This is a genomic window from uncultured Altererythrobacter sp., from assembly GCF_913057185.1.
Taxonomy (GTDB): domain Bacteria; phylum Pseudomonadota; class Alphaproteobacteria; order Sphingomonadales; family Sphingomonadaceae; genus Erythrobacter; species Erythrobacter rubellus.
The window spans coordinates 1379763-1404279 of sequence record NZ_CAJXNK010000001.1 but is presented as its reverse complement, the minus strand read 5'-3'; the positions used below and the strand labels follow the sequence as shown (position 1 = coordinate 1404279).

At 57.9% G+C, this 24517-nt stretch carries 30 protein-coding genes; 9 read left to right on the top strand and 21 right to left on the bottom strand.

Annotated elements, in window-relative coordinates; translation table 11 throughout:
- Nucleotides 1-2: 2 nt before the first annotated feature.
- The 3 genes from QZ487_RS07135 to QZ487_RS07125 all read right to left on the bottom strand — a co-directional run bounded on the left by QZ487_RS07135 (nucleotide 3) and on the right by QZ487_RS07125 (nucleotide 2828).
- The gene (locus QZ487_RS07135; protein WP_296023940.1) at nucleotides 3-773 is read right to left on the bottom strand and encodes a tetratricopeptide repeat protein; all 771 of its coding nucleotides are present in this window, start codon (nucleotides 771-773) and stop codon (nucleotides 3-5) included.
- A 128-nt stretch (nucleotides 774-901) separates the two neighbouring features.
- Nucleotides 902-1957, bottom strand: coding sequence for a hypothetical protein (locus QZ487_RS07130; protein WP_296023939.1), 1056 nt, complete (start codon nucleotides 1955-1957; stop codon nucleotides 902-904).
- Nucleotides 1958-1967: 10 nt separating this feature from the next.
- A complete protein-coding gene (locus QZ487_RS07125) occupies nucleotides 1968-2828 on the bottom strand; it encodes an alpha/beta hydrolase (protein WP_296023938.1) in 861 nt (286 codons plus the stop codon).
- 104 nt (nucleotides 2829-2932) lie between these two features.
- Between QZ487_RS07125 and QZ487_RS07120 the strand changes: the two genes are divergently transcribed.
- Nucleotides 2933-4348, top strand: coding sequence for a protein adenylyltransferase SelO family protein (locus QZ487_RS07120; RefSeq protein ID WP_296023937.1), 1416 nt, complete (start codon nucleotides 2933-2935; stop codon nucleotides 4346-4348).
- A gap of 99 nt (nucleotides 4349-4447) precedes the next feature.
- Entirely contained in the window at nucleotides 4448-5863 is a 1416-nt protein-coding gene (astD, locus tag QZ487_RS07115) for a succinylglutamate-semialdehyde dehydrogenase (RefSeq protein ID WP_296023936.1), read from the top strand.
- 124 nt (nucleotides 5864-5987) lie between these two features.
- Here the strand turns inward: astD and QZ487_RS07110 are convergent, their stop codons facing one another.
- Nucleotides 5988-6455: a glycine zipper 2TM domain-containing protein gene (locus QZ487_RS07110; protein ID WP_296023935.1), complete on the bottom strand. Its 468-nt coding sequence runs from the start codon at nucleotides 6453-6455 to the stop codon at nucleotides 5988-5990.
- Nucleotides 6456-6657: 202 nt separating this feature from the next.
- Between QZ487_RS07110 and rarD the strand changes: the two genes are divergently transcribed.
- Nucleotides 6658-7578 (top strand): EamA family transporter RarD, encoded by a 921-nt coding sequence (gene rarD / locus QZ487_RS07105; RefSeq protein ID WP_296023933.1) that lies wholly within the window; start codon nucleotides 6658-6660, stop codon nucleotides 7576-7578.
- On the opposite strand, the gene pyrC is transcribed toward rarD, so the two are convergent.
- Nucleotides 7575-8612 (bottom strand): dihydroorotase, encoded by a 1038-nt coding sequence (pyrC, locus tag QZ487_RS07100; protein ID WP_296023932.1) that lies wholly within the window; start codon nucleotides 8610-8612, stop codon nucleotides 7575-7577. The two genes, rarD and pyrC, sit on opposite strands and share 4 nt — an antisense overlap.
- Nucleotides 8613-8680: 68 nt before the next feature.
- Here pyrC and QZ487_RS07095 point away from each other — a divergent pair, with 68 nt between their 5' ends.
- A complete protein-coding gene (locus QZ487_RS07095; protein ID WP_296023931.1) occupies nucleotides 8681-9568 on the top strand; it encodes a hypothetical protein in 888 nt (295 codons plus the stop codon).
- Nucleotides 9565-10302 carry a folate-binding protein gene (locus tag QZ487_RS07090; protein ID WP_296023930.1) on the top strand — a complete coding sequence of 246 codons (738 nt, stop codon included), beginning with the start codon at nucleotides 9565-9567 and terminating at the stop codon, nucleotides 10300-10302. Before QZ487_RS07095 ends, QZ487_RS07090 begins: the two co-directional genes overlap by 4 nt.
- Here QZ487_RS07090 and QZ487_RS07085 read toward each other — a convergent pair.
- Complete coding sequence (locus QZ487_RS07085; protein WP_296023929.1) at nucleotides 10286-10885, bottom strand: helix-turn-helix domain-containing protein; 600 nt, start codon at nucleotides 10883-10885, stop codon at nucleotides 10286-10288. The genes QZ487_RS07090 and QZ487_RS07085 overlap by 17 nt on opposite strands.
- Before the next feature lie 31 nt (nucleotides 10886-10916).
- Here QZ487_RS07085 and QZ487_RS07080 point away from each other — a divergent pair, with 31 nt between their 5' ends.
- Nucleotides 10917-11834 carry a metal-dependent hydrolase gene (locus QZ487_RS07080; RefSeq protein WP_296023928.1) on the top strand — a complete coding sequence of 306 codons (918 nt, stop codon included), beginning with the start codon at nucleotides 10917-10919 and terminating at the stop codon, nucleotides 11832-11834.
- Between the two features lie 177 nt (nucleotides 11835-12011).
- Here the strand turns inward: QZ487_RS07080 and QZ487_RS07075 are convergent, their stop codons facing one another.
- Nucleotides 12012-12413, bottom strand: coding sequence for a hypothetical protein (locus tag QZ487_RS07075; protein WP_296023926.1), 402 nt, complete (start codon nucleotides 12411-12413; stop codon nucleotides 12012-12014).
- A 964-nt stretch (nucleotides 12414-13377) separates the two neighbouring features.
- Between QZ487_RS07075 and QZ487_RS07070 the strand changes: the two genes are divergently transcribed.
- A complete protein-coding gene (locus tag QZ487_RS07070; RefSeq protein ID WP_296023925.1) occupies nucleotides 13378-14310 on the top strand; it encodes a metal-dependent hydrolase in 933 nt (310 codons plus the stop codon).
- 93 nt (nucleotides 14311-14403) lie between these two features.
- Here the strand turns inward: QZ487_RS07070 and QZ487_RS07065 are convergent, their stop codons facing one another.
- From QZ487_RS07065 to rplU, 3 genes are all read right to left on the bottom strand, one after another.
- Nucleotides 14404-14937, bottom strand: coding sequence for a GNAT family N-acetyltransferase (locus tag QZ487_RS07065; RefSeq protein ID WP_296023924.1), 534 nt, complete (start codon nucleotides 14935-14937; stop codon nucleotides 14404-14406).
- Nucleotides 14938-15137: 200 nt separating this feature from the next.
- Complete coding sequence (gene rpmA, locus QZ487_RS07060; RefSeq protein ID WP_285974950.1) at nucleotides 15138-15407, bottom strand: 50S ribosomal protein L27; 270 nt, start codon at nucleotides 15405-15407, stop codon at nucleotides 15138-15140.
- Nucleotides 15408-15419: 12 nt separating this feature from the next.
- On the bottom strand, nucleotides 15420-15887 hold the full coding sequence (gene rplU, locus QZ487_RS07055) for a 50S ribosomal protein L21 (protein ID WP_296023923.1): 468 nt from the start codon (nucleotides 15885-15887) through the stop codon (nucleotides 15420-15422).
- 420 nt (nucleotides 15888-16307) lie between these two features.
- Between rplU and QZ487_RS07050 the strand changes: the two genes are divergently transcribed.
- Nucleotides 16308-16661, top strand: a complete 354-nt coding sequence (locus QZ487_RS07050) for a hypothetical protein (protein ID WP_296023922.1) — start codon at nucleotides 16308-16310, stop codon at nucleotides 16659-16661.
- Nucleotides 16658-17356, top strand: coding sequence for a Crp/Fnr family transcriptional regulator (locus tag QZ487_RS07045; protein ID WP_296023920.1), 699 nt, complete (start codon nucleotides 16658-16660; stop codon nucleotides 17354-17356). Before QZ487_RS07050 ends, QZ487_RS07045 begins: the two co-directional genes overlap by 4 nt.
- A gap of 11 nt (nucleotides 17357-17367) precedes the next feature.
- Here the strand turns inward: QZ487_RS07045 and QZ487_RS07040 are convergent, their stop codons facing one another.
- From QZ487_RS07040 to QZ487_RS06990, 11 genes are all read right to left on the bottom strand, one after another.
- Nucleotides 17368-17808 (bottom strand): hypothetical protein, encoded by a 441-nt coding sequence (locus QZ487_RS07040; protein ID WP_296023919.1) that lies wholly within the window; start codon nucleotides 17806-17808, stop codon nucleotides 17368-17370.
- An 83-nt stretch (nucleotides 17809-17891) separates the two neighbouring features.
- Nucleotides 17892-18335, bottom strand: a complete 444-nt coding sequence (locus QZ487_RS07035) for a molybdenum cofactor biosynthesis protein MoaE (RefSeq protein ID WP_296023918.1) — start codon at nucleotides 18333-18335, stop codon at nucleotides 17892-17894.
- 2 nt (nucleotides 18336-18337) lie between these two features.
- A complete protein-coding gene (locus QZ487_RS07030) occupies nucleotides 18338-18580 on the bottom strand; it encodes a MoaD/ThiS family protein (protein WP_296023917.1) in 243 nt (80 codons plus the stop codon).
- Nucleotide 18581: 1 nt separating this feature from the next.
- Entirely contained in the window at nucleotides 18582-19616 is a 1035-nt protein-coding gene (gene moaA, locus QZ487_RS07025) for a GTP 3',8-cyclase MoaA (RefSeq protein WP_296023916.1), read from the bottom strand.
- Nucleotides 19609-19905 (bottom strand): Rossmann fold domain-containing protein, encoded by a 297-nt coding sequence (locus QZ487_RS07020; protein WP_367114441.1) that lies wholly within the window; start codon nucleotides 19903-19905, stop codon nucleotides 19609-19611. The genes moaA and QZ487_RS07020 overlap by 8 nt, the downstream gene beginning before the upstream one ends.
- Nucleotides 19906-19927: 22 nt before the next feature.
- The gene (locus tag QZ487_RS07015) at nucleotides 19928-20299 is read right to left on the bottom strand and encodes a dihydroneopterin aldolase (protein WP_296023913.1); all 372 of its coding nucleotides are present in this window, start codon (nucleotides 20297-20299) and stop codon (nucleotides 19928-19930) included.
- A 9-nt stretch (nucleotides 20300-20308) separates the two neighbouring features.
- Nucleotides 20309-21202 carry a class I SAM-dependent methyltransferase gene (locus QZ487_RS07010; protein WP_296023912.1) on the bottom strand — a complete coding sequence of 298 codons (894 nt, stop codon included), beginning with the start codon at nucleotides 21200-21202 and terminating at the stop codon, nucleotides 20309-20311.
- Entirely contained in the window at nucleotides 21202-22602 is a 1401-nt protein-coding gene (gene thrC, locus QZ487_RS07005) for a threonine synthase (RefSeq protein ID WP_296023911.1), read from the bottom strand. Before thrC ends, QZ487_RS07010 begins: the two co-directional genes overlap by 1 nt.
- Before the next feature lie 59 nt (nucleotides 22603-22661).
- Nucleotides 22662-23258: an SURF1 family cytochrome oxidase biogenesis protein gene (locus QZ487_RS07000; RefSeq protein WP_296023910.1), complete on the bottom strand. Its 597-nt coding sequence runs from the start codon at nucleotides 23256-23258 to the stop codon at nucleotides 22662-22664.
- Nucleotides 23255-23644, bottom strand: a complete 390-nt coding sequence (locus QZ487_RS06995; RefSeq protein WP_285974937.1) for a DUF983 domain-containing protein — start codon at nucleotides 23642-23644, stop codon at nucleotides 23255-23257. The genes QZ487_RS07000 and QZ487_RS06995 overlap by 4 nt, the downstream gene beginning before the upstream one ends.
- Nucleotides 23644-24516: a cytochrome c oxidase subunit 3 gene (locus QZ487_RS06990; protein WP_285974936.1), complete on the bottom strand. Its 873-nt coding sequence runs from the start codon at nucleotides 24514-24516 to the stop codon at nucleotides 23644-23646. Before QZ487_RS06990 ends, QZ487_RS06995 begins: the two co-directional genes overlap by 1 nt.
- Between the last annotated feature and the right edge of the window lies 1 nt (nucleotide 24517).

Sequence of the window (24517 nt, the reverse complement as noted above, 5' to 3'; positions counted from 1 at the left end):
ATTTACTGCGCCGCAGCAGCGCCACCGTTTGGCAGCTCCCGCTCGGCCATGAATTCATCTGCGTCCTCGATGGCATCAACCCCCATCAGACCCGCCATTTGCCGCGCACGCGCACGAAGTGTTTCAGGCACATCTTCATTGCGAGCGATCTCGCCAAACAAAGTCCCGGCCTGCTCGCTGTTACCCTGTTCTGCATGCGCCATTGCAACCAGTTCGCCTGCACTGCCGAACCAGGGATTGCCCGGCACCGCCAGTGGGGTGAGCTTCGCGACCACTTCTGCCGGATCACGCGTATCGAAGCTGGCTGCCATTTCACGGATCAATGCCAGATCGCGCAAGACTGGTGGGGCACTTTCATCGGCTGCAACTTGCGCATATAGCGCGACTGCGTCCGAAACCCGTTCTTGATCCATCGCGATACCTGCTTGCGTCAGCATCGCCGCAGCTTTCGCCGCGCCTTCGCTTTGGCCGGCAAGCGCCGCTGCGCTTGAGTTGGCGCTGTCAAAATTTCCTGCTTCGGCTTGATCGAGAACAGCTGTCAACGCTTCGCTATCAGCTTCCATATCGGCTTCGCGCTGGCCATCCCAATACAGATAGCCACCGAAACCAGCCAGCCCGAGAACCACCGCCGCAATCAGCGGCTTGCCGTACTTTTCGCCGAACTCCCGATACTGGTCTTCACGCACAGCATCGTCGATCTCGCGCATCAGGACATCGTCCTGAGCCGCTTTCTCTTCTTCGGGGTTTTTCTTTTTTCCGGGTACTAGCGCCACAATCTGGCTCTTCCTCAAACTGATTAACGTCTTGGGGCGGGCTTCTAGTGGGGCGAAGCGCCAACCGCAATGGCGCTTTACATGTGTCCCCGACGAGTTGAACGCTAGGTTAAGCGTATTGCGCCGGATTATCCGGCAATTGCCGCTTGATAGAGCGACCCAAGCGCCCTGGCAGATACCGCCTTGTCAAATTGTGCCAATGCTTGCTGGCGATTGCTTGCAGCCAATGCCCTGCGGGCCGCCTTATCTTCGATCAGATCATCAAGTGCAGAAGTCAGGTCAGCCTTCCCGCGCCGGATAACCGCGGTCGCCGCGGCCATGGCTTGCAGGGTTCTGGGCGCTGCCTCGAAGGGACCGGCAAGCTCGACATAGATGTCAAACAGCGCCATCGCCTTTGCTTCATCGGCCAAACGATCCAGCACATGGACACGGTGGCTAACTTCCAGACCTTCGGCCAAGCTTCGGATCTCTTCTGTTGATGTTTGCTCTGTTGTGAGGACCAGATGCCAATCGCGTGGCAGATCCTGCAAGGATTGCACGAGCTTGCTTGCGGATGCAGCTGTATCGACCGACAGATTCGCGCCGATCCAATGTTCGGCCGAACGCTTGACCAGGCCGGGCAGTGCGTCAGGCTTTGCGCTTGGCCGGAAGCGCTTCAGATCGATGCCCGGTTGAATATGCGCGATCCGGGGCGCTGCAACGCTCCAATGCCTTCGCGCGAAATCGCCGATCGCGGGAGCACCCGTGACCAGCGAATGTGCTGAACTTAACGCTATTCGCCGCAGAAGCTTGCGTTTGAAGCCCTTCTCTTTGCCAAGAAAGCCGGCGGAACCTTGCTCGTGATGCACCAGTGGCGGAAGCTTCAGATGTTGCCCGAAAACCTTATGCGCCATCGCGACATTGATCGCATCCCAGCCATAGGTGACGACAAGATCATAACTCGCCAGAGCATTGCCAATCGCGATCAGCTTGCCCGGCCCCGCGCTGCCCCCAAAAACGGGAAAGTCCCGGGCCACAGTCAGATTATTCGCGCGGAGAACCGATTTGTCATAGCTCACATCGGGACTGGCAAGCGCGATAGTGTGCGCGGCTTCAAAGCCAAACGCACCGAATCCTGCTGCGACCTCCGCGATCAAGGCCCCATCGCGCAAGCAATGCAGAATTCGGAGATTGTCGGCGGCCACAGTTGGTCGCCTAGACTATATCCGCGAGCAGTGCCTGGATCGCTGCAAGCGATTCAGGCTCATCAAGCATCGGTGCATGGCCGACCCGTGGCACAGTGACAGTGCGTAGATTACCATGCACCCGCGCCATTCGCGATTGAGTCTGCTCGGTCAAAAGATTGGACAACTCGCCGCGAACCAACAGTGTCGGTGTATCGCTCAAAGCCTTGAATGCTGGCCACAAATCAGGCTGGGGCGCATCATTGGCGGATTTAAAGGGATCAGCGATCCCCATATCATAGTCGAGTACGAGACGCCCATTCTGGCCCAGCACCATGGTGCGCTTTGCCATCTCAAGCCAGGTATCAATCAAGTAATCAGGAAAGCTTGCGCCATGCGTTTCGCGCAGTGAGTTTGCAGCGTGCATCCATGTGTCAAAACTGCGCCCTTGCCCGACATAGCCAGCAATATGCGCGAGGCCCGTGGGATCGATTTCCGGCCCGATATCGTTGAGCACGGCGGCGACAATGCGCGAGGCATCCTTGGCCGCCATCAGCATCGTCATAAGCCCGCCCATCGAAGTGCCGATGGCTACAAACTTCTCGATGCCAAGCTCGGCCAGCAGAGCCTCGACATCCTTGATATAGGTCGGTGGGGTGTAGGTGCTGGTGTCTTTCGCATACTCGCTGTTTCCGCGCCCGCGCATTTCCGGCACGATCACGCGCCAGTCACCTGCCAGCGTCTCTGCAAGCGGTGCGAAATCCCGCGAATTACGGGTCAGGCCATGCAAGCAAAGCACCGGTGGCTTGTCGTTCGGCCCCGCGTAATCGCAGTAATAGAGTTTCAGCCCGTCCGGGCTGGTCCAGTATTCGTCTTTGTAGGATGCGCTCATGGGACGGATGCCTTGGCGAAATCGCGGCGGAAATCAAGAGATGATACGTATGCCCGCAGCGCGCCTAGCTTGCAGTCCCCGGCACTAGACCCCACTAAGGGTGTATGCCCAGCGCCCCGAATGCCTCGCCCTATACGCCCGATGTTGCGCTCACAGATACCCTCGATTGGCTCGGATCGCCTGTTGAAGCGGCAAACTTTCCCGAAACACTCGTGCGCTTTCGCAATGATCGCTGGGCCAATGCCGTCGGCTTGGCAGGGTTGAGCGACGATCAATGGGCGCAGCATTTCGGCCGGTTTGAACCACTGCCAGACAATCTGCCACAGCCTTTGGCGCTCGCCTATCACGGGCATCAGTTCCGTGTGTACAATCCAGAGATCGGCGATGGGCGCGGGTTCCTGTTTGCGCAATTGCGCGATGGTACCAAGGAAAATGGGGGCCGGTTGCTCGATCTGGGAACCAAGGGTTCCGGCCAGACCCCCTTTAGCCGAGCTGGAGACGGACGGCTGACCCTGAAGGGCGGCGTGCGCGAGATCCTGGCAACCGAAATGCTCGAAGCGCTGGGCGTAGACACATCCAAAACTTTCTCGATCATCGAGACCGGTGAAGAGCTGATGCGCAATGATGAGCCCTCGCCGACCCGCTCGGCTGTGATGGTGCGGCTGAGCCATGGTCACATCCGGATCGGCTCATTTCAGCGTCTCTTGGCGTATGAAGAGCGCGATCATATGGAAGCGCTGGTTGCCTATTGCCTGAAGCATTTTCCCGGTCCGCCTCCACCCGAGGACACGCCGGGCCGCGATGAACCATCTGTGCGACTGCTTCACAATGTGGTCGAGCGGCTCGCAGATCTTGCCGCCAGCTGGATGGTCGCGGGCTTTGTCCACGGCGTCCTCAACACCGACAATATGAATATTTCGGGCGAAAGCTTCGACTATGGCCCATGGCGCTGGCTGCCCAAGTGGGATCCCGGCTTCACCGCCGCCTATTTCGACCAGCAGGGGCTCTATGCCTTCGGCCGCCAGCCAGAGGCGCTGCATTGGAATTGCGGGCAACTCGCGGTCGCATTGCGGCTGCTGAGCGATGCGGAGCCGCTGATTGCTGCAATGAACCGGTTCGGGCCGCTCTATATGGACGCGGTCGCGCGGCGCTGGTGCTGGCGTTTGGGCATCAATCGGCGCGGCGCAGAAGAGGATGGCGCCCTTGTCGCTGCCTGCGAAAAGGCGCTGCGGGAAACCGGCAAGCAGCCGGACGCTTTCTTCCACGCGCATCGTGGTGGGCGCGGCGCGTCAGGCGAGCTGGCGGACATTCTAGAGCCATATGAGCCCGTCGACGATAGCCATGATTATTGGAGCGATGATCAGCCGCAATCGATGCTGATCGACGAGGTTGAAGCCATCTGGTCGGCCATTGATGCACGCGATGACTGGCAACCACTGCGTGACAAGGTCGAGGCAATCCGCAGGATGGGCGATGCCCACGGCGCCGCACCGGTGCCAGCTGGTCATGTTCGGGCCTGAGCAGAACTCGTAAAAGCTTGTGATCTTGCGCAATATCCCTTTCCCATTTTTGCCTGTCCCGACTAACCGGATTGAAGGAGGGAGGCCGCGGGCTACAACGTGAGCGACAACACATTCATTTCCTATGAGCCGGCCACTGGTGAAGAACTGTGGCGCGGCGAAGCGACTGACGTTGACGCAGCGGTTGCCGCCGCGCGCGGCGCCTGGCCTGCATGGGCTGGCCAATCGCTAACCAAACGTATCGAGCTGGTACGCCGGTTTGCCAATCAGGTGCGCAAGCGTGCCGACGAGTTTGCCGAACTGATCGCGCGCGAAACGGGCAAGCCCTTGTGGGAAGCCCGGACAGAAGTCGATGCGGTGATCAACAAGGTCGAAATCTCCGTCAACGCCTATGCTGAGCGGACGGGCAAGAAAAAGCTCGATAGCGCACTTCAGGGCACCGCTGCCGTGCGCCACAAGCCGCACGGGGTGATGGTTGTTCTCGGCCCCTACAATTTCCCGGCGCACCTGCCGAACGGACATATTGTGCCAGCTTTGATCGCGGGCAACACGATCGTGTTCAAGCCAAGCGAGCAAACCCCCGCTGTGGGCGTATTTCTGGTCGATTGCTTCCACCAAGCCGGTATTCCCGAAGATGCCATCCAAATCGTGATCGGTGGGGTCGAAGAAGGCAAAGCCATGGTCAGCCACCCTGGCGTCGACGGCGTGCTGTTCACCGGGTCTGTGCAAGCCGGGATCGCGATCAACCGGACCCTCGCGACAAATCCCGGCAAGATAGTTGCGCTGGAAATGGGCGGGAATAATCCGATTGTGGCAATCGATACGCCGCTGCTCGAGGACGCAGCCGTTCTGATTGCACAATCCGCGTTTACAACCGCCGGCCAACGCTGCACGGCCGCGCGGCGCCTGGTCGTGCTGGAAAGCATGTACGAGCCGCTGATGGAAGATCTGCTCAAGCTGACCAAACGGCTGATTGTCGATGAGCCTTTCGCTGAGCCGTCGCCTTATTTCGGCCCGGTGATCGACAATGACACCGCTGACAAGCTGATGCAAAGCTATGTCCATCTGATTGGCCTGGGCGGAAAACCTATCCAGCATTTGCGTCGTCCGGACGAAACCAAGCCGTTCCTGACGCCAAGCATTATCGACACAACAGAGATCGAAGATCGGCCCGATGTCGAACTGTTCGGTCCGATTTTGCAAGTTATCCGGGTGAAGGATTTCGATGCGGCCATTGCAGAGGCGAACAACACGCGCTTTGGCCTGTCTGCTTCGCTGGTCGGCGGTAGGCCGCAAGATTATGACCGTTTCTGGGCAAACGTCCGGGCTGGCATCATCAACTGGAACCGCCCGACCAATGGCGCTTCATCGGCTGCTCCCTTTGGCGGAATCGGCCTGTCGGGTAATCACCGCCCCGCTGCCTATTACGCAGCAGATTATTGCGCATATCCGGTTGCTAGCACTGAAATGAAGCAACCGCGTGCAACCATCAGCGTTGGTCTGATCGAGAAATAACTCGTTGTTACAAATATAGAAAACGCCCCCATGCCGAAGCGAGAGAGCGTTTTCCGCGGCATGGTGGTTGCCGCGCCGGAGCCACTTGGTGGAAGCGGCCCAAGCTTATGATTACGTCATCGAATTAGCGACAACGCGAATTGCTGCGATCGATTTCACGGCCAAGCAACGCGCCGCCTACCGCACCAAGCAACGTCCCAAAAGTCCGGTCACCGCGGCCCGCCAGCTCGTTGACAGCCAGTGCGCCAACGCCGGCACCGATCAGCAGTCCTGTCGTGCCATTTTCCTTGCGGCAGTAGTAACTGCCGTCACGGCCACGCCAGATGCGCGTATCGCGATAGACAAGCTCGCCATAATAGCCGCGATCATCGTAGTGATTGCGATGGCCATAGGCATGGCCGCGCGCATGATGCGGGTGGCGCTTGCGCTTATGCTCGGCCGTCGTCTCACCCAGCACTTCGACATGGGCGTATTGCGATGACGCGAGTGGGGCAGCAGAAGGAACATCAGCCGCTTGCGTTGGTGCCGAGACAGCAAACGCCATTCCGTCCGCGGCGATAGGGGTGAATTTCTTTCCAGTCTTAACAGTCATTCTTCCAACTCCTGCTCTCATCGAGTGCTTGCTGTTGCGGGGGCTGATGAAAACACCGCGATTCGATGTGTTCAGGTTTAGGTCTCTTAACCTGAACAATTTGCAACAGAGGTGTCAGAATTGGAAAACAGCGACAGGCCGTGCGAAATCATCGGATAAATCGTTGCTTGCAGGTGTGGCACGGCAGGCCTAGGGGCCGCTGGTGCGCACTCCAGTACCTCAAGCAGACAGTCAGGCTGGCAGCAAGCCATCGGGCCTTCCTGCGGCGCTGGGCGCCTATCTGATCTGGGGCTTCTTGCCGCTGTATCTTATTTTGGTTCAAAGCGTGCCGCCAATCGAATTCGTTGGATGGCGGATAATCTGGACCCTGCCCTTCTGTTTGCTGATTGTATTGTTTCGCAAACAGATTCCGGAGCTGAAGGCCGCGCTGTTTAACCGGCGCGCCATGTTGATATTGCTTGCCAGCTCTATCCTGATTGCCACTAATTGGTTCGTCTATGTGTGGGCGGTCCAGACCGGAGAAATCTTTGCAGCGAGCCTTGGATATTACATCAACCCGCTGGTTAATGTGCTGTTGGGAACGATGCTGTTGGGAGAAAAGCTCTCCAGGCGACAATGGATCGCAGTGGCGCTGGCCGGCGCCGGCGTTGCAGTCTTGCTGGCAGGTGCGCTCACTACCCTTTGGATCAGCTTAACGCTGGCCCTGAGCTTTGGCACCTATGGCTTGCTGCGCAAACAGGTTGCCGTGGGGTCGCTGCCGGGGCTGACAATCGAAAGCGCCCTGTTACTGCCCCTATCTGCCGGAATTGCCATGTGGTATGCCGCTGGACCGGGTGGATCATCATTCGGGCAAGACATTTATCTGAGCCTTGCGATTGTGCTGGGCGGCGTATTTACCGCAGTTCCGTTGTTGATGTTCGCGGTGGCGGCAAAGCGGATGGATTATTCCACGCTCGGCTTCATCCAGTTTCTGGCGCCATCAATCGTGTTCATCCTGGGGCTGACGGTATTCGACCGTCCCCTGCTGCCGGCACAGCTGGCGAGCTTTGCCTTTATCTGGACCGCAATCGCAATCTTTGTGTGGGACCTTGTCCAGCGCGGCCGCAAAGCCAAACCTGCTTAATCGACAATCCGCCAGCCAAGCCTTTGTCCGGCGTGAAACGGCACGATCACGCTGCCACCCGCCTTCAATTCATCAGGAACGGACACGTCCACGCGTTCCAGCGTTATGGTATCTTCATTCGCTGGCAGGCCGTAAAACGCCGGTCCATTGAGCGAGGCAAAGGCTTCGAATTTGTCGAGTGCGCCTTCCTCTTCAAACACCTGAAGATAACTTTCCAGCGCAAACGGTGCATTGAAAATGCCCGCACAGCCACAGGCAGATTCCTTGGTATGGCGTTCGTGCGGGGCGCTATCGGTGCCAAGGAAGAACTTCGCATTCCCGCTGGTTGCCGCTTTGCGCAGCGCCAGCCGGTGTGTTTCACGCTTGGCCACCGGCAGACAGTAATTATGTGGCTGAATCCCGCCCACCAGCATGGCATTGCGGTTGATGTGCAAATGCTGCGGCGTAATCGTGGCGCCTACATTGGGGCCGCAATCAAGCACAAAGTTCACTGCATCGCTGGTGGTGATGTGCTCGAACACTATCTTCAACTTGGGAAACTCGCTCGTGATCCGGCGCAAATGCCGCTCGATGAATTCCGCTTCGCGATCGAAAACGTCGATATCGTGATCGGTCACTTCGCCATGCACGCACAGGACAATGCCATGGGCTTCCATCCGGGCAAGCACGGGATCGAGCTTGCGCACGTCCGTCACGCCATTGTCCGAATTGGTGGTTGCGCCGGCCGGGTAAAGCTTGGCCGCCGTGAACACCCCTTCTGCGTGCCCGCGTGCCAGGTCATCAGGATTGGTATTGTCGGTGAGGTAACACGTCATCAACGGTGTGAAAGTTACTCCGTCCGGCACAGCGGACATAATCCGCTCACGATAGGCCGCGCCCAGTTCAGCGGTCGTCACAGGCGGCGTGAGATTCGGCATCACGATCGCGCGCGCAAACTGGCGCGCAGTATAGGGCACGACATCACGCATCATATCGCCATCGCGGAAATGCAGGTGCCAGTCATCGGGGCGGCGGATCGTCAGCGTGTCAGTCATCGACTGCAGCCTCTAATGCTGTGCGCGGTATCTTTCCAGCCGCTATCTTCATCCCTAAGTGAGCCAGTATGAAAATCGGATTTCTTGTTTGCCCCGGCACAATGCCCGGATCGCCCCGCCGTCGCGAAGACGCCTATGAGCACGATCTGCAGGTCGACGCTATCCGTCCGGAGATCGAGAAATTGGGCGGGACACTGACAGAGGTGGACTGGAGAGACCCGATCGAGGCCTTTGACAGCTATGATCTGGTGCTCGTCGGAACGCCGTGGGACTATCAGGATGACGAGGCGGCATTCCTTGCCAAGCTGGACGCGCTTGAAGCGGCCGGCATCATAGTCTGCAATTCAGCCGCGACCGTGCGCTGGAACGCGCGCAAGACCTATCTGCGCGATCTGGAAGCGCGCGGGATTGCGACAATCCCTACCCTCTGGATAGAAAAAACCAGCGCTGCCGACATTGATGCGGCGATGCGCGCTTTCCACTGCAAGACGGTTGTCGCCAAACGGCAGGTGGGCGCAGGCGCAGAAGGACAAACGATCCACCATACGGGTCAGATCCAGCCAGATTGGCATATGCTTCACCCTGCGATGCTGCAGCCGTACCTGCCGCAAATCGCCAGTGAAGGCGAGTACAGCTTCCTGTTCGTCGACGGGCAATTCAGCCACGCCTTGTGCAAGCGCCCGGCGGAAGGCGATTACCGCGTACAGTCGCTTTATGGCGGAACGGAGGAGGCGGTTTCACCTGACGGGGCCGATCTCGCGGCGGCGCAGGCTGTGGTCGATGCGATCCCGTTCGAAACCCCGCTTTATGCCCGGATCGACATGGTGCGCGGCAACGGAAATGAACTGCTGCTTATGGAAGCGGAGCTGATCGAACCCTATCTCTATCCCGAACAGGGGCCCGAGCTGGGTCCGCGCCTCGCGAAAGCGATTTGCAAAAGGATAGAGATCAAGTGACCGCAACCCGCCTTTCAAGCCGCGCCGTGATTCGCTTGACTGCACAGGATGAGAGCGAGAATGTGCGCGCATTCCTGCAAGGGCTCGTCACCAATGATGTTAGCGCGGATTTGCCCGTATATGCTGCGCTGCTGTCCGCGCAAGGCAAGGCGATGTTCGACTTTCTGGTCTGGGCGGACGGCGACAACATCCTGCTCGATTGTGAAGCGGCTGTGGCTGAAGATCTCGCCAAACGCCTCTCGCTCTACCGCTTGCGCCGCAAGATCGACATTGCCTGCGATCACAGTCTTGCGGTCCATTGGGGCAAAGAAGCACACGAAGGAGCGGTACCAGACCCCCGCCTGCCAGAGCTAGGGTATCGCTGGCTCGCAACTGCAACCGATGGCGAGGCGCCAGCTGACACGGCATGGCTCGCACATCGCCTTTCGCTAGGCGTGGCCGAGGGTCGGGCTGAACTTGGCGATGTCCTGTGGCTGGAAACCAATGCGGTCGAACTGAATGGTGTTAGCTTCGACAAGGGCTGTTACATCGGTCAGGAAAACACCGCCCGCATGAACTGGCGACAGAAGGTCAACCGGCGGCTGATTGTAGTCCCGCTCGACACATCAGATGAAAAGCGCCGGAAGGTGGCCTATCCCGACCTCGGCTTGGCCATCGACCATCTACGCGTCAGCGATATCAACCCCGCGAAGACGCCCGACTGGATGCGGGAGGCCATCAAGCCTGTTGGTTGATCGGTCCGAGTGAGCGTTCAAGCATTAATTGAGCGCGATCACGCGCCGCTGTTTCGGGAAGGCCCAGCGATTTCGCGAGGGCCGACCCGATCAGTGCATCCCCCATTGCCATCAGGACCAATGCAAGCGTTTCGACATGAAAACTGGTCGCATTGCCGTCATGATCCGCCTCTTCTGGCGCGATCTCGTCCACCAGCTGGTGGATTGTCTCAACAATCGGGCTCAATGCATCCTCATTACCGGTCAGGATCATCCAACTGGCCAGCGCCCCGGCACCCTCTTTGTCGAAAGCATCGAAAGCCAGGTCAACCACCTCGCGCGGGCTACCAAGCCCAGCCCGATGCGCAGTGACCGCTTCCTTGATGGTCTCGCAAACGGTCTCTGCCAGGTGCCGCGCAAGCTCCTTTTGTAGTCCCGAAGCTGACCCAAAATGGTGCAGCAAGTTTGCATGCGTGCGCCCGATACGTGCCGAAACCGCCTTCAGAGTGACGGACTGAGGCCCTGTTTCAATAAGTAAAGCCCGCGCTGCCTCGAGGGCGGAACTTCTTGATTCTTCGGGTGTTAACCGTTTGCGACTTGTCATTATTTGTTAAGCCTAATAGATTCTTAAAACCATGACCGACCAAATCAACGATTTAGAGCGCTCTGATGTAACCAGCAAGAGCAGCGATGAACCCATCACCGCCCGCGGCAGCGCGACCCCGGCTGAGCATGAGTTGATCGTGCGTGACCGGCGGTTTGACCGCAAGGCAATGGTCCCGCGCCATTGGCACTCCAATGATCCGGTGGCGACGGCCTGGTACAATTCTGTTTCAGCCAGCCTGCCGCGCGGCGAGGCCTTCTTCATCGAAACCTTGCGAGATTTCCGAGAAGATTTGCCGCCGAAGCTGGCGCGCGAGATCAAGGCGTTTACTACACAGGAAATCAACCACACCCGCGAACATGTCGCATTCAACCGGTTGGTTTCCGATCACGGCTATAATGTCGAAAGTATCGATCAGGGCATCCGTGCGATGCTGGAGCTGACCGAGGGTCGCCCCAAGGAATTCAACCTCGCGATCACTATCGCGCTGGAACATTTCGCGGCGATCATCAGCCGGCATCTGCTTTCCGATCCGCGCTATCTTGAGGGCGCCAACCCGGTCGCTGCCGATATCTGGCGCTGGCACGCAACCGAAGAGATTGAGCACAAGGGCCTGGTCTATGACGTGTGGTTGCACGCGACCAGCGATTGGAGCGCGTGGAAACGCTACAAGACCCGCGCACTGGTTGCCGCATTGATCACGAAGAAGTACTTCGGCAACCGCATCCACGATGCCATTGGCCTGCTGGAGGAGGACGGCTTCACCCACAAACAGGCGAAGCGCAAGCTCTATGCCTTCCTGTGGTGGAAGCCGGGCATGATGCGCCGGATGTTCTTCGAATGGGCAGCAATCCTGACGCCGCGCTTCCACCCATGGGACCACGATGACCGCGCGTTGATCGGCAAAACGGAAAGCCCCTATGCCGATGCGGTTATGCCGGCGGAGTAATTGGTAGCAGACATTCCGCTAACGCCCAATCTGCGGGCATTTGCATTTTCAACCTCGCTGCTCGCTCAGCTACCGACCGTTTGACGAGCAGATTCAGTGCTATAGAACCAGCCCAAAAGGGGCTGCACTTCCGCAATGCGCAAGGTGCAGCCTCCTAACAGAATCTTTCGATCAGAATTACATTGTCAGCGGCTGATACTCGACTCGCGTGACAGTGAGTTCATCGCCCTGGTCGCTTGTAATGTCGATGCTTTCGCCAATTGCAATCTCAGCAGGTGTGGCCCAGCAAACCTGACCCTCATCGTTCATGGCGCTGGTAAAGCACTGCTTCCCATCCACCAATTCGTAGGTGCCGTGGTCATAGTGCTCCTCGCCCGCGTTAGCGATATAATTTCCGCTTGCGTCTATGGTCTCAAGGATTTCCATGCCGTCCTGAGTGAATGTCCAGGTTGTCTCATTCAGCGACATGATCTCTGCTGCATCTTCCGTTTCGGCAACCGCAACTGGCTCTTCAGCGACTTCCGGACTTCCGCAAGAAGCAAGAGCCACGACGCAGGAAATGGTAAGAAATTTCTTCATCAATCTATCCTCCTTTTTGGAAAGTGAGAGGCTAGCACCTTCGGATGAAGGCCCCAAATTGAATTTAAGTCAGCTATTTTGCTGGTGTGATGTATAAACGGACTTTCCGCTAGCGACCCAATTGCGGATGCCTATGCCTCGACGTTGCTTCGCTCGTGGCCACACTTTGCCCACGCATAGACTACTCTCATCGTGAAGAAGGCATATAGCCCAGGCAGGAAAAACACAGCCGTTGACAACGCGCCAGCATACTCTGTGCTGAGATCCTCGAACCAGCTCTTTGTGCTAATAGCCGCGACCACCGCTAACAAAAACGTGATTAGGCGGGTGATTGTGTACTCAATCCCGAGGCGTCGTTCACTGTAATGCATGCGAGAGCCTTAGACCAATCCGACCTTTTTGTATGTAGATGAAGCTAGGAAATGCAGATATCCGCTTTCCGCCCCAATTCATGCCCTTGGCGAGGCTGAAAGCGCTTTCCAGTAGCGGACATAAAACTCCCTTTCCTACTCGCTGAAAATCTGGCTCAAAAGCGCGCATGATCTTGGCTCAATCCATCTTGCAAGCCGCTCGCAATAGCGCCCTTCTCCCCAAGGAGAGTTTCTCTCTTAGGACAGTGTTCCAAGTGTTCCATCCTGTTGGATTGGAACGTGCTTTCTCCTCAGTCGTCGCTCGCTCGTGTCGTGTTGCCGCGGGCAGATTGCGCCTGCTCCGAACGACGCCTTTCCAGATCGACTTGTTGTCGGTCATGCGCCCGATTTCCCGCAATCGCGACGACCAAGAAAAACAGCATGAGTGCAGCAGAAGCAATGACAATGGCAACAAGCACGATTCTATACCTTCCAATTGGTCGCGTTGCCGGGACTGTAAAGCGTAACACTTCACGAGGCAGCATTGTTTCGACAAGACACAAACGCACCCTGCTCGCTATTGACACTGATGTCAGTACCAGCTACTTACAATCATGTCAGTAACCCGAATCATGGAGTGCCCAGTGAACGCCCCTGCCAAGATCGATCTTGAAACCGCAGCAGCCGCAAACCGCCGCAGCACAAAAGATCCAACACCGGCCGATCTCGAAATCACCGTTCGTGACGAGCGCTTTAACCGCAACACCACACCCAATCGGTGGTGGGCGGGCGAACCGTTCGGCACCGCTTGGCATAATGCCCTGTCAGCCACTTTCCCGCGCGGTGAGGCTTTCTTCATTGAAGCGGTCAAGGCGCATCGCGACGGCGCCCCGCCTAAGCTCGCGGCAGAGATCCGCGCTTTCGTGAAGCAGGAAATCAACCACACCCGCGAACACATTGCGTTCAACCGCCTTGCCGAAGATCACGGTTACGACATCAAAGCAATCGACAAGCGCGTCGAGGAAATGCTCAATCTGACCAAGGGCCGTCCGGAGATCCTCAATCTCGCCGCAACAATGGCGCTCGAGCACTACACCGCTATGATGGCGAGCGAATTCCTGAAGAATCTAAAGCATTTCGACAAGGCTGACCCCGAAGTTCGCAATATGTGGCGCTGGCATGCGGCCGAGGAAATCGAGCACAAGGGCGTCGCCTATGACACCTGGAACCACGCCACTCGCGACTGGACGCCGTTCCGCCGCTGGAAAGTGCGCAGCCTGATGATGCTGATCGTCACGGGCCGCTTCTTCAAGAACCGCTGGGAAGACACGATGAACCTGCTGGCGCAGGACGGCATTACCGGCTGGAAGGCACGCTGGGGCCTGTTCAAGTATCTGGCATGGTCACCAGGCGTTGTGCGCCGCATTTTCCCGGCCTGGCTGGCTTACTTCAAGCCGGGCTTCCACCCGTGGGATCACGATGATCGCGAACTGATTGGCCTGTACGAAGGTGACTTTGAAGACGCTCTTCTTCAACCTGCAGAATAGTCTTTGCGTCTTCCCCAAGTATCAAAAAGCCCCGGCTCCGCAATGGAACCGGGGCTTCTTTTTGTGCCGCCTGAATGAGGAGAGGAGAGACGATCAGGCGGCAGTTTCCCAATCTGCCGATTGCTCAGACAGATCGAGCGAATATTCAGCGATCGGCGCCTCTGCTCCACGGCCACAGCTATGGCGATTTACGATCCGACCGGTGGGCTTGAAGCCAAGTTTTGACAACACCTTGCCCGAAGCAGGGTTGTCTAGAAAATGGCTTGCAACCAATGTCTTATAGCCAAGAGCTGAAGCAATCTCGATTACACCGCGCCCAGCCTCGGTGGCATAGCCCCGCCCCCAGTGCTGGCGCGCAATCCAATAGCCCAGTTCAACCTGACCGGCCGTCATATCGATCCCGATGCAACCGATCAGGGCGGCATCTCGCGAACGTGTGATGAGAAAGCGCGGAAACCTGGGATCAACCGGCAGCTCCACAAAACTGCGCGCATCATCCTGGCCGTATGGCCATGGCGCCCGCGCAAGGTTCCGCACCACGCCTTCATCGGCGATTCCGGAATAGACGGCTTGCCAATCTTCTGGCCATGCCGGTCTCAAGAGCAACCTTTCGGTGCAGTGGAACATCTTCCTTCTCCTCAATGCCCCGCTGCCGCCCGTTTAGGAGCAATGCGTGACACATTCATTGCGGCGAAGTGGATTTCGCCAGTCTGAGAGGGAGAAACGACAAGAGGGAGACGGGTCGGCCCCATCTCCCTCTTCGAGTGCCGGTGGTTAAATCCGGCTGGGACCGTCCCGGTGGACGATCCCTTTATCGGAACGTCCGGTTATTCGGCTGCTTCCATAATCGCGTCCACTGACACGTATTTGCGGCCAAGTTTGCCTTTGTGGAATCGCACCACGCCGTTCTCGAGCGCAAATAGGGTATGGTCTTTGCCCATACCTACATTGCTGCCTGGATAGAATTTGGTGCCGCGCTGACGCACGATGATGTTGCCTGCAACAACGCCTTCGCTGCCGAACTTCTTCACACCAAGGCGACGGCCGACTGAATCGCGACCGTTACGTGATGAACCACCTGCTTTTTTATGTGCCATGGGTCCTGATCCTTACTTCTTCGCGGCCGGCTTCTTGGCTGCAGCCTTCTTGGCTGGAGCCTTTTTAGCCGGTGCCTTCTTCTCAGCTGCTTCCTTCTTAGGAGCGGCCTTCTTGGCTGGAGCCTTCTTCGGTACGTCTTCAGTCTTGGCGGCGGCCTTCTTGGCCGGTGCCTTCTTCGCGCCTTCGCCTACATCGGTGATACGCAGCAGAGTCATCTGCTGGCGGTGACCGGCCTTGCGGCGATAGTTATGGCGACGACGCTTCTTGAAAACGACAACCTTCTCGCTCTTCGCTTGAGCGATGATCTCTGCCGAAACAGAAACCTTCGAAGCATCAGCAAGCTTGTCACCCTCACCTGCGAGCAGGACATCGCCCAGCGTCACGGTGTCGCCGGCGTCGCCAGCGAGTTTTTCGACTGCAATTTTGTCTCCGGCGGCAACCCGGTATTGTTTGCCGCCTGTGCGCACGACTGCGAACATGGTGGTAATCTCTCAATCTAAAGCTGTGCCCTTTCACTCTTCGAAAGGGCGCACCCGACTCTCCACCAGAAGGTGGCGCCGGAAAGAAGCGTGCCGTTAAGGGATAGGCGGGCTCAAGTCAACGCCGGATCATCGCATTTTTGCGCACCGCACAAGAAAATGCGCGAATGTGGACACGGCGCGCCACGAGTGGGTGGCAAGGAGCGGTGTTCGTGCTATTCACTGGCTCAAATGGACTATCCTATCCTTCCTCGAACTCTTGCAGTGGTTTTTGCTGTCGCATCACTCAGTGGCTGCGCCGGCGGCGGAAGCCGTTACCCCGACTTGAATCTACGCAATTTTGAACGTGTGCAAGGTACGTTCACAAGCGCTGCTGCCCCGACGCAAGCAACTGCACCGGCCTCCCTGGGCGCTAAGGAAATGGCCGAAGTCGAAAATGCTTTGCTAGCTGCGGGTGATCAGCACGCGCGCTTCCTTTCAGAAGCAAACAGGGCAAGGCCACTTATCGCTTCGGCTTCCGGCACCGGCATTGAAGACAATCGCTGGCCAATCGCGCAAATCGCGATCGGTTCGCTCGAATCGCACAATGGTCAGACTGTGTCGCTGTTGGCTGACCTTGATTCGCTTTATGCAGACGCTTCCCTTTCCTTCGCGGAGCGAACGCAAATCGACTTGGCTAGACAGCAAGTTTCCGATTATCATACCGTTGAACGCCAATTGATTACAGAGTTGATTACCTTACTAGATTCAACCCCCGACGGCAGCAACCCATGAACCTCGCCTGTGCTACATGCCCAGTCCGTGACAGCGCTGCGTGCTCAGTTCTAGACGAGGCAGAGCGTGCAGTCACGGCCGCTGCCGGGCGAACACGCACGCTCAAACGCGGGGAAACCTTGTTTGCGGCCGGAGACGACAATGCCGCGTGTGCCACGTTGGTAAGCGGTGCCTTGAAAGTTTCTGCAACCGATATCGATGGCAATGAACAAATCCTGGCATTGGTTCACCCAGCCGGCTTCATCGGCGAGTTATTTGCTCCGTTTGCCCAGCATGATGTCGTCGCATTGACCGAAAGCCAGCTTTGCACCTTTGCCAAGGCCGATCTCCACCGCGCCGTGGATGCCTATCCTGCGCTCACCAAAGCACTCCTGCGGCGCAGTCAGGAAGATTTGCATGCGACACGCAGCCTTTTGGAACTGACTGGCAATGCCAATGCGGAAACGCGCCTCGCGGCCTTGATCTATGATTTCGCGCGTGCGGCCAGCCAGTCGCCTTGCCACCCAGTGGCGCAGTTCGATTTGCCGCTATCGCGCGGCGAGATCGCCAATATGCTCGGACTAACGATTGAAACAGTAAGCCGGAAACTGGGCGATTTGGAAGCTACCGGCGCAATTCGCCGCATAGGCAAGCGCGGGATCGAATTGATCGACCCCGCGCACCTGCAAGCCCTCTCGGGAAGGTCTCGGGAATAGGCGGGCCCCTCTCAGCCCGCCAGCGCGGCTATCGTCACCACCGCGACGCCCCAGAGCAGTACGAGAACTGGCAGGATTAAAACTTGTGTGGCGGCATCTCTGGCCTTGAGCGGGCCGGTGTTGGTCATGATGCCTTTGCCTGCGAAGTGATCAAGGCCCATGGAGCGTTTCTTTTTGGTTTCCGGTTTGAGCTGCGTCCAGATACCTGGAACCACGAAACCTGCGGTAACGATAAACGCAATGATCACCATAGGAATGATCAAGACAGGATTGCCGAATGCCATCGCTGTGATGGCTACAAATCCTAGGTAGCAAGCAAGCGTCGCACCATAGAGTGCCTTGGGGAGCTCAAAATTACGGTCGACATTGGTCTGCACTTGCGCTTCGGCTTCGGGCGCATCAACGATCCGCGCCTTCTGCTGGACGATTTCTGGTGTAAGCAATTTTGACATGACAATGTCTCCTTCCATTGAGACATCTCTTGCCACCCCCGTGAAGTTAGCTCCTTGATCAAGATCAAATCGTGCGAATTATCTCACTTCCAACGCGCAAGATCGGCGTAGTCATCGCTACGCGGCTCGATCCAACTCCATTCGCCATCGCGTTTTTCGCGTTTCCAGAACCAGGCCGCGGCTTTCAGATGATCCATGCAGTAATCGACGGCATCAATTGCCGCCCGGCGATGTTTGGCTGCTGCAGAAACGCAAACGATGGGCTCGCCGGGAAGCATTTGCCCAACCCGGTGAACCATCAATAGTCCCATCAGATCAAACCGCGCGAAGGCTTTGTCAGCAAGCTCTTCCATGCTTGGTAGCGTCAGCGGTTCGTAGTGAGATAGCTCCAAAGCTTCGACACCCGTATCGTTTCGCACTTCGCCAACGAAGGTGCATATCCCGCCCAATCCCGGGTTTGCCGCTGTGAATTGTTCTACTAGCGCGCCCGGATCAAATGCGTCTGCTAACAGGCGAACATCGCGCATTGTCAGCCACCACTTACGGGCGGAAGCAACGCAACTTCATCACCCTCTTGCGCATTAAGCGACGTCTTGTCCGCCAGAACTTTTCCGGCGCAGGCAACATTCACGCGCTCCTGCCGCAGCTGTTCGGCAACTTCAGGCGCGACAGATGATATCAGCCCCTCCCAGTCGAGTGGCGCGGAAAATTCGCGGCTTTCTGCACCCGCCAGATCGCGCAAGGGGCCAAGAAAGAGCACCGTCACCGCCATGTTAGCCACCCGTCATGGACATATGGCGCGGCTGCGCCGGTTCAGCGCCGCGTTCAGAGATATCGAAATGATGCCGTTCAGGCTTGATCCGCATGGCTTCATTCAGCGCAGCTTGCAGATTTGCCTCCGGATCATCCGAACGCAGCGCCGCGCGCAAATCCACTCGCTCTCCGCCACCCAGGCAGGGATAGAGCTGCCCTGTCGCCGTCACACGCAAGCGGTTGCAGCCTGCGCAGAAATTGTTGGTCAGCGGCGTAATCATGCCCAGCTTGCCGCCGGTCTCTTCAATCCGGTCGTAGCGCGCAGGACCGCCAGAGCTTTCACTTAGCGGAGTGAGCGTCCAGCGCTGCTCCAGCTGTTCGCGCACAGCCGATAGCGGCAAAAAATGATCGACCCGGTCCTCATTGACATCACCCAGCGGCATGACTTCGATCAATGTGTGATCGAAGCCTTCACCATGCGCCCATGCGATTAGGTCGGGAAGTTCATGCTCGTTCACGCCTTTGAGCGCGACAGTGTTGATCTTGAGCCTGAGCCCGGCTTCCTTTGCCGCAGCGATCCCTTCCAGAACACGTGGCAGTGCATCGCGCCGTGACAGCCTGGCAAACTGCTCGCGGTCACGTGTGTCGAGCGAGACATTCACCCGCTTTACTCCCGCGCTCGCCAAATCGTCAGCATGCTGGGCAAGCTGAGTTGCATTGGTTGTCAGTGTAAGCTCTTCGAGCCCGTCACCAAGCTTGCGCCCCAACGCGCGAAACAGGTCGATGATGTCGCGACGGACCAGCGGTTCCCCGCCAGTAACGCGGATCTTGGTAACCCCGCGTGCAATAAAGCCGAGCGATAGTTGATAGAGTTCCTCAAGGCTCAAGACTTCCTTGCGCGGCAGGAACGTCATCCGCTCCGGCATGCAATAGGTGCAGCGCAAATCGCAGCGATCAGTAACGGACAGGCGCAGATACTTGATCTGGCGCTGGAAGCCATCGATCAATGGCGCAGGCTTGGCGCTGGGAAGCAAATCGTCTCGGACCCTAGTCATGCAATGGAAGGTACTGCCCAGTGACGCCGGGCGCGCCCCTCAAATATGCGAGCATTGATTGGACAGCCGCTTCACTGCCCCCACCCAGCACATTCACCCTTTTGGGCGCGAATTTTCGGGCCAGATCGCGCGCAACTGTCCGCCGCCAGTCATCGTGATTGCTTGGGGCAAGCGGCAAGATAATGGTTAGATCAGCTGCCGCCCCCTCTAGAGCCGCTATGGCTGAATTCAGATGCGCGCGGTGGAATGCGGCAGCCGCATCGAGTGGTTCAGCCGGCAGGTGTTCCACCTTCAACTGGGCCTGCTCCATCCTACTTCCGCTCGCGGTGGAGGGTTATGCCGATCTTTTCATTAGCCTCGGCAATCGCCAGTTTCACGATCTTGACAGTTACCGCTTCCACCCGCGCATCCTGCACGAACAATGTTTCACAGATGTGGTCTGCCACAGCCTCGATCAGCTTGAAATGGACCCCTTCAGGCAGCGCATCGGAAGCTGCGAATTTCAGGTCCATGTAGTTCTTGCTGCCCTCAAGGGGGGTGTCGGCTTCATATTTTTCAGCGACCGCCATGCGCACCTGAATCGTGAAACGCAGCGGCTGAGGTTTGCCGGTCTCCTCCGAATAGATGCCAGTCAGGACATCGTGTTCGAAATCAGCCACTTCGAGGATCAGCGAATCGTTCATGCGCGCCCTTTAGCCGGAATTACCCCAACGTGCGAAGATCGCTGTAGGCAGCAGCCTGCCGCTCTCGCCGGTCTCCAGCACCGCGAGATCGCCGTGCTCGATTGTGCCGGGCATATCTGCGAACAATTCGTCGACCAAACCCGCAAGCGCCAGACTGCTCATTCGCACCGCGTAAACTGTAAGGAACAGGAACTTGCTATCGCGATCCAGCAGCTTGCGGCAATCGGCAAGCAGCGCGGGCAGGTTCTCTTCCAAACGCCATGTTTCATTCTTGGGCCCGCGCCCGAACTTGGGTGGATCGAGGATAATCCCGTCATAGCGATTACCGCGGCGAACCTCTCGCGCAGTGAACTTGGCCGCATCATCGACCAGCCAGCGGATGGGGCGGCCTTCCATCCCTGACAGCGCCGCATTTTCGCGAGCCTGCGCAACCGATTTCTTGCTCGCATCGACATGTGTCACGCGGCCATGTTGGCTCAACGCCAGCGATCCAACACCGGTATAGCCGAACAGGTTCATCGTCTCGGCCTCAGTCGCCTCGCTCAACTGTTCCCGCATCCAATCCCACACCGGGGCCATATCCGGGAAAAACTGCAGATGCCGGAACGGCGTTGGCTGCGCAGAGAAGGTCACTTCGTTCCAGCTCACCGGCCAGCCATCCTCTGGCAATGACTGGTCAAGCTGCCAGCGCCCGCCGCCATCCTCATCGGATCCAGGGATAAATTCGCCAGCCGCTTGCCAATCCGCCATGCGCGGGCTCCACATCGCCTGCGGCTCGGGGCGGATGAAGGCGTGCGGACCGAATTGTTCAAGCTTGCGAGCATTGCCGCTGTCGAGCAGGCGATAGCCGCCTTCCCAGCCCTCGCCCACCATCAGCACAGGATCGCGGCGAAGCTCAGCCATCAGGCAGCAGGGCTCGCGTGCTGCGTCACAAAGTCGCACACAGCGTCATATTCGCCGGGCAGCTCGCTATAGGCTTCCTCGCGCGCGAACAGATCACCCACGCGTGAAGGCAGGTTCGGACGCAATCCCGTTGCGCGCTCGACCGCATCGGGGAACTTTGCCGGGTGGGCAGTCGCCAGCGTTACCATCGGGATTGAAGGATCGAGTTCGCTTGCAAGCGCTGCATGCAGGCCGACGGCAGTATGCGGATCGATCACTTCGCCAGCATTTTCGTGCGCCCAACGCAGCGCTTGCAACACTTGCTGCTGATCCGCGCGAACGCTGGTGAACAGGGCCGACGCGCCTTCGCGCTGACTATTGGTCAGCTGCATTGCCTTATCCGCTTCGAAGCTGCGCATTTGTTCCGCCATCGGGGCACCGTCGCGCCCGCCGCAATCGAATAGCAGCCGCTCGAAGTTTGAGCTGACCTGAATATCCATCGAGGGTGTGTCGGTCGGCGTGACTGTGCCAGTCGAATAGTCCCCATCTGACAGCGCGCGATGCAATATGTCATTGACGTTGGTCGCCACCACCAATTGTGCAATTGGCAGGCCCATTTGCGCGGCAACATAGCCTGCAAACACGTCACCGAAATTACCCGTCGGCACAGAGTAAGCGACCGGACGATGGAGTGCACCCAACTGCAGTGCACTGGCGAAATAATAGACCACTTGCGCCATTAGCCGCGCCCAGTTGATCGAATTGACCGCGCCAATGTTGAAGCGGCTCGTCATATCGGCATCGCCGAACATACGCTTCACCATCGCTTGCGCATCATCAAAACTGCCATCGATCGCGATGTTGTGAACGTTGGGCGCACGCACTGTCGTCATCTGGCGGCGCTGCACATCGCTGACGCGGCCCTTAGGGTGAAGCATGAAGATATCTACGCCTTCGCGCCCGGCCACCGCATCGATCGCGGCTGATCCTGTATCGCCGCTGGTCGCGCCAATGATGGTGAGGTTCGATTGGCGGCGACTGAGGAAGGTCTCAAACAGCAGGCCAAGCAGCTGTAGCGCGACATCCTTGAATGCCAGCGTCGGTCCATGAAACAGCTCGAGCAGCCATTGCCGCTGATCCAGCTGCACCAGCGGCGTCACCGCCTTGTGCGCAAAGCGGCCATAGGCCTGCTGGCAAAGGCTGCGCAATTCCTCTTCGGTCAGGCTGCCTTCGACAAAGGGCCACATCACCCGCGTAGCCAGCTCTGCATAGGGCAGCCCAACCATGTCCGCGATCTGCGCTTCGCTGAAGCGCGGCCATTCAGTCGGCAGGTACAGCCCGCCATCGCTGGCGAGCCCCGCCAGCGTGACACCTTCGAAATCGAGCGCGGATGCGCCACCTCTGGTCGAGATATATTCCATTACTTGGGGCGGTTAGACGCGGGCGGCCCCAAGGGCAAGAAAGAGACGCTTCTTGCGCGTCAATCCTCACCTTCCCGACGCCCAGCCAACTTGTTGCGGATTGCAAGGAAGTAGATGATTAGAGCCGTTAGCGCGAAGAAGAACCATTGCCCGGCATAGGCCATGTGGTCGATGACCTTCTTTTTAGGCGGAGCACTCGCAGCCAATCCTTCTAGGGGTGGATCAGCAACAAGCTTTGCAAAACCAGTCCGCAGGGGTTCTATCGAGCCGGTTACCTCGCCACCTTCCCAGCTGACAGCAGATAGTCCCCTCGCCCAGCCCAACTGGACATCTGCCTGTCCACCGTTGCCAAGCCTGCACGTTGCGACCTGCACATACCCCGATTGATCATTGGCGTTTCGGCCTGCAACAACCCGTGGTTCACCCACAATCTCCACGCACAAGACAGAAGATCGTCGATAGGCATAGCGATCCACCTCTTCAGCGGTCAGCGGAAACGGCACCAATTCGGGATTGCCTGCGTTTGCTTCATATTGTTGCAGGCGCGCTTCCTGCTCCCCGATTTTACCCCATTGCCAGAATCCAAGCCACACCATGATGCTTGCGGCCACGAACACAATGATAGTCGGAACAATCGGAAGCTGGCGGAGGTTCATTGATCCATGTCTTTCGTTTCCAGGCTGCGCTGATAGCGTGCCATCAGCAGCACTGTCTTGAAGAAACGCAGCGCGGCTAAAGTGGTTGCAATGGTCATCGGAACCACAATCAGCCCCATCAGCCACATTGGAAAGCGCAACCACTCGTCGATTAGCAGCACTGCGCCCATCAGCATCGCCGCAACCGCAAATGTCACAATGCTTGCCGCGCGGCTACCCCGCTCGAATTGGCCGAACTCCAGCCCGCAAGCTTTGCAGCGATAGGCAACGCTTGCAGGCGTGTCGAACAACGTGCGCTTATGACAGCGGGGGCACAAACCGAAAAGGGCTGCCTGAGTTACCCCCGGCAGCCCCTTCATTTCTTCAGAGCTTACGCTCTTCGCCATTAGTGAACCGGCGCGCCCCAACCACCCCAGATGTAGATGGCTACAAACAGGAACAGCCACACTACGTCAACGAAGTGCCAGTACCATGCTGCCGCTTCGAAGCCGAAATGCTGACGCGGGGTGAAGTGACCCGCATAGGCGCGCACCAAACAGACGATCAGGAAGATCGTGCCAACCAGAACGTGGAAACCGTGGAAACCGGTCGCCATGAAGAAGGCCGAGCTGTAGGTGTTCTGACCGAAGTTGAACGGAGCGATCGAATACTCATACGCCTGAATAGCGGTGAAGACTGCACCCAGGGCGATCGTCGCCCAAAGGCCCTGCTTCAAACCATCGCGATCACCGTGGATCAACGCATGGTGCGCCCAGGTAACCGTAGTGCCCGAACACAACAGGATGAGGGTGTTCAAAAGGGGAAGCTGGAATGCGTTGAGCACTTCCATCCCAGCAGGCACGAGCGTGCCATCCGTTACGCCCTGCGTGACGAACAGATTCTCGGTTGCTTGCTCAGCAGTGCCCGCCGCAGTGACTTGCAATGCGTCCGGGAACAGAGCGAAATCGAAAAACGCCCAGAACCAGCCGACAAAGAACATCACTTCGGATGCGATGAACAAGATCATGCCATAGCGCATGTGCAGCTGCACAACCGGTGTGTGATCGCCGCCTTCGGCTTCCTTAACAACATTGCTGAACCAGCTGAAGAAAGTCGCGATCAGCCCCGCGATGCCGAGACCGAGGATGATCTGCCAGCCATTCATCTCATGCATGAAGAAAACCATGCCAGTGGTGAATGTCAGCGCAGCAAACGCACCGATCAGCGGCCAGATGTCTGGCTCGAGGATGTGATAGTCGTGATTCTTTGTTCCAGCCATG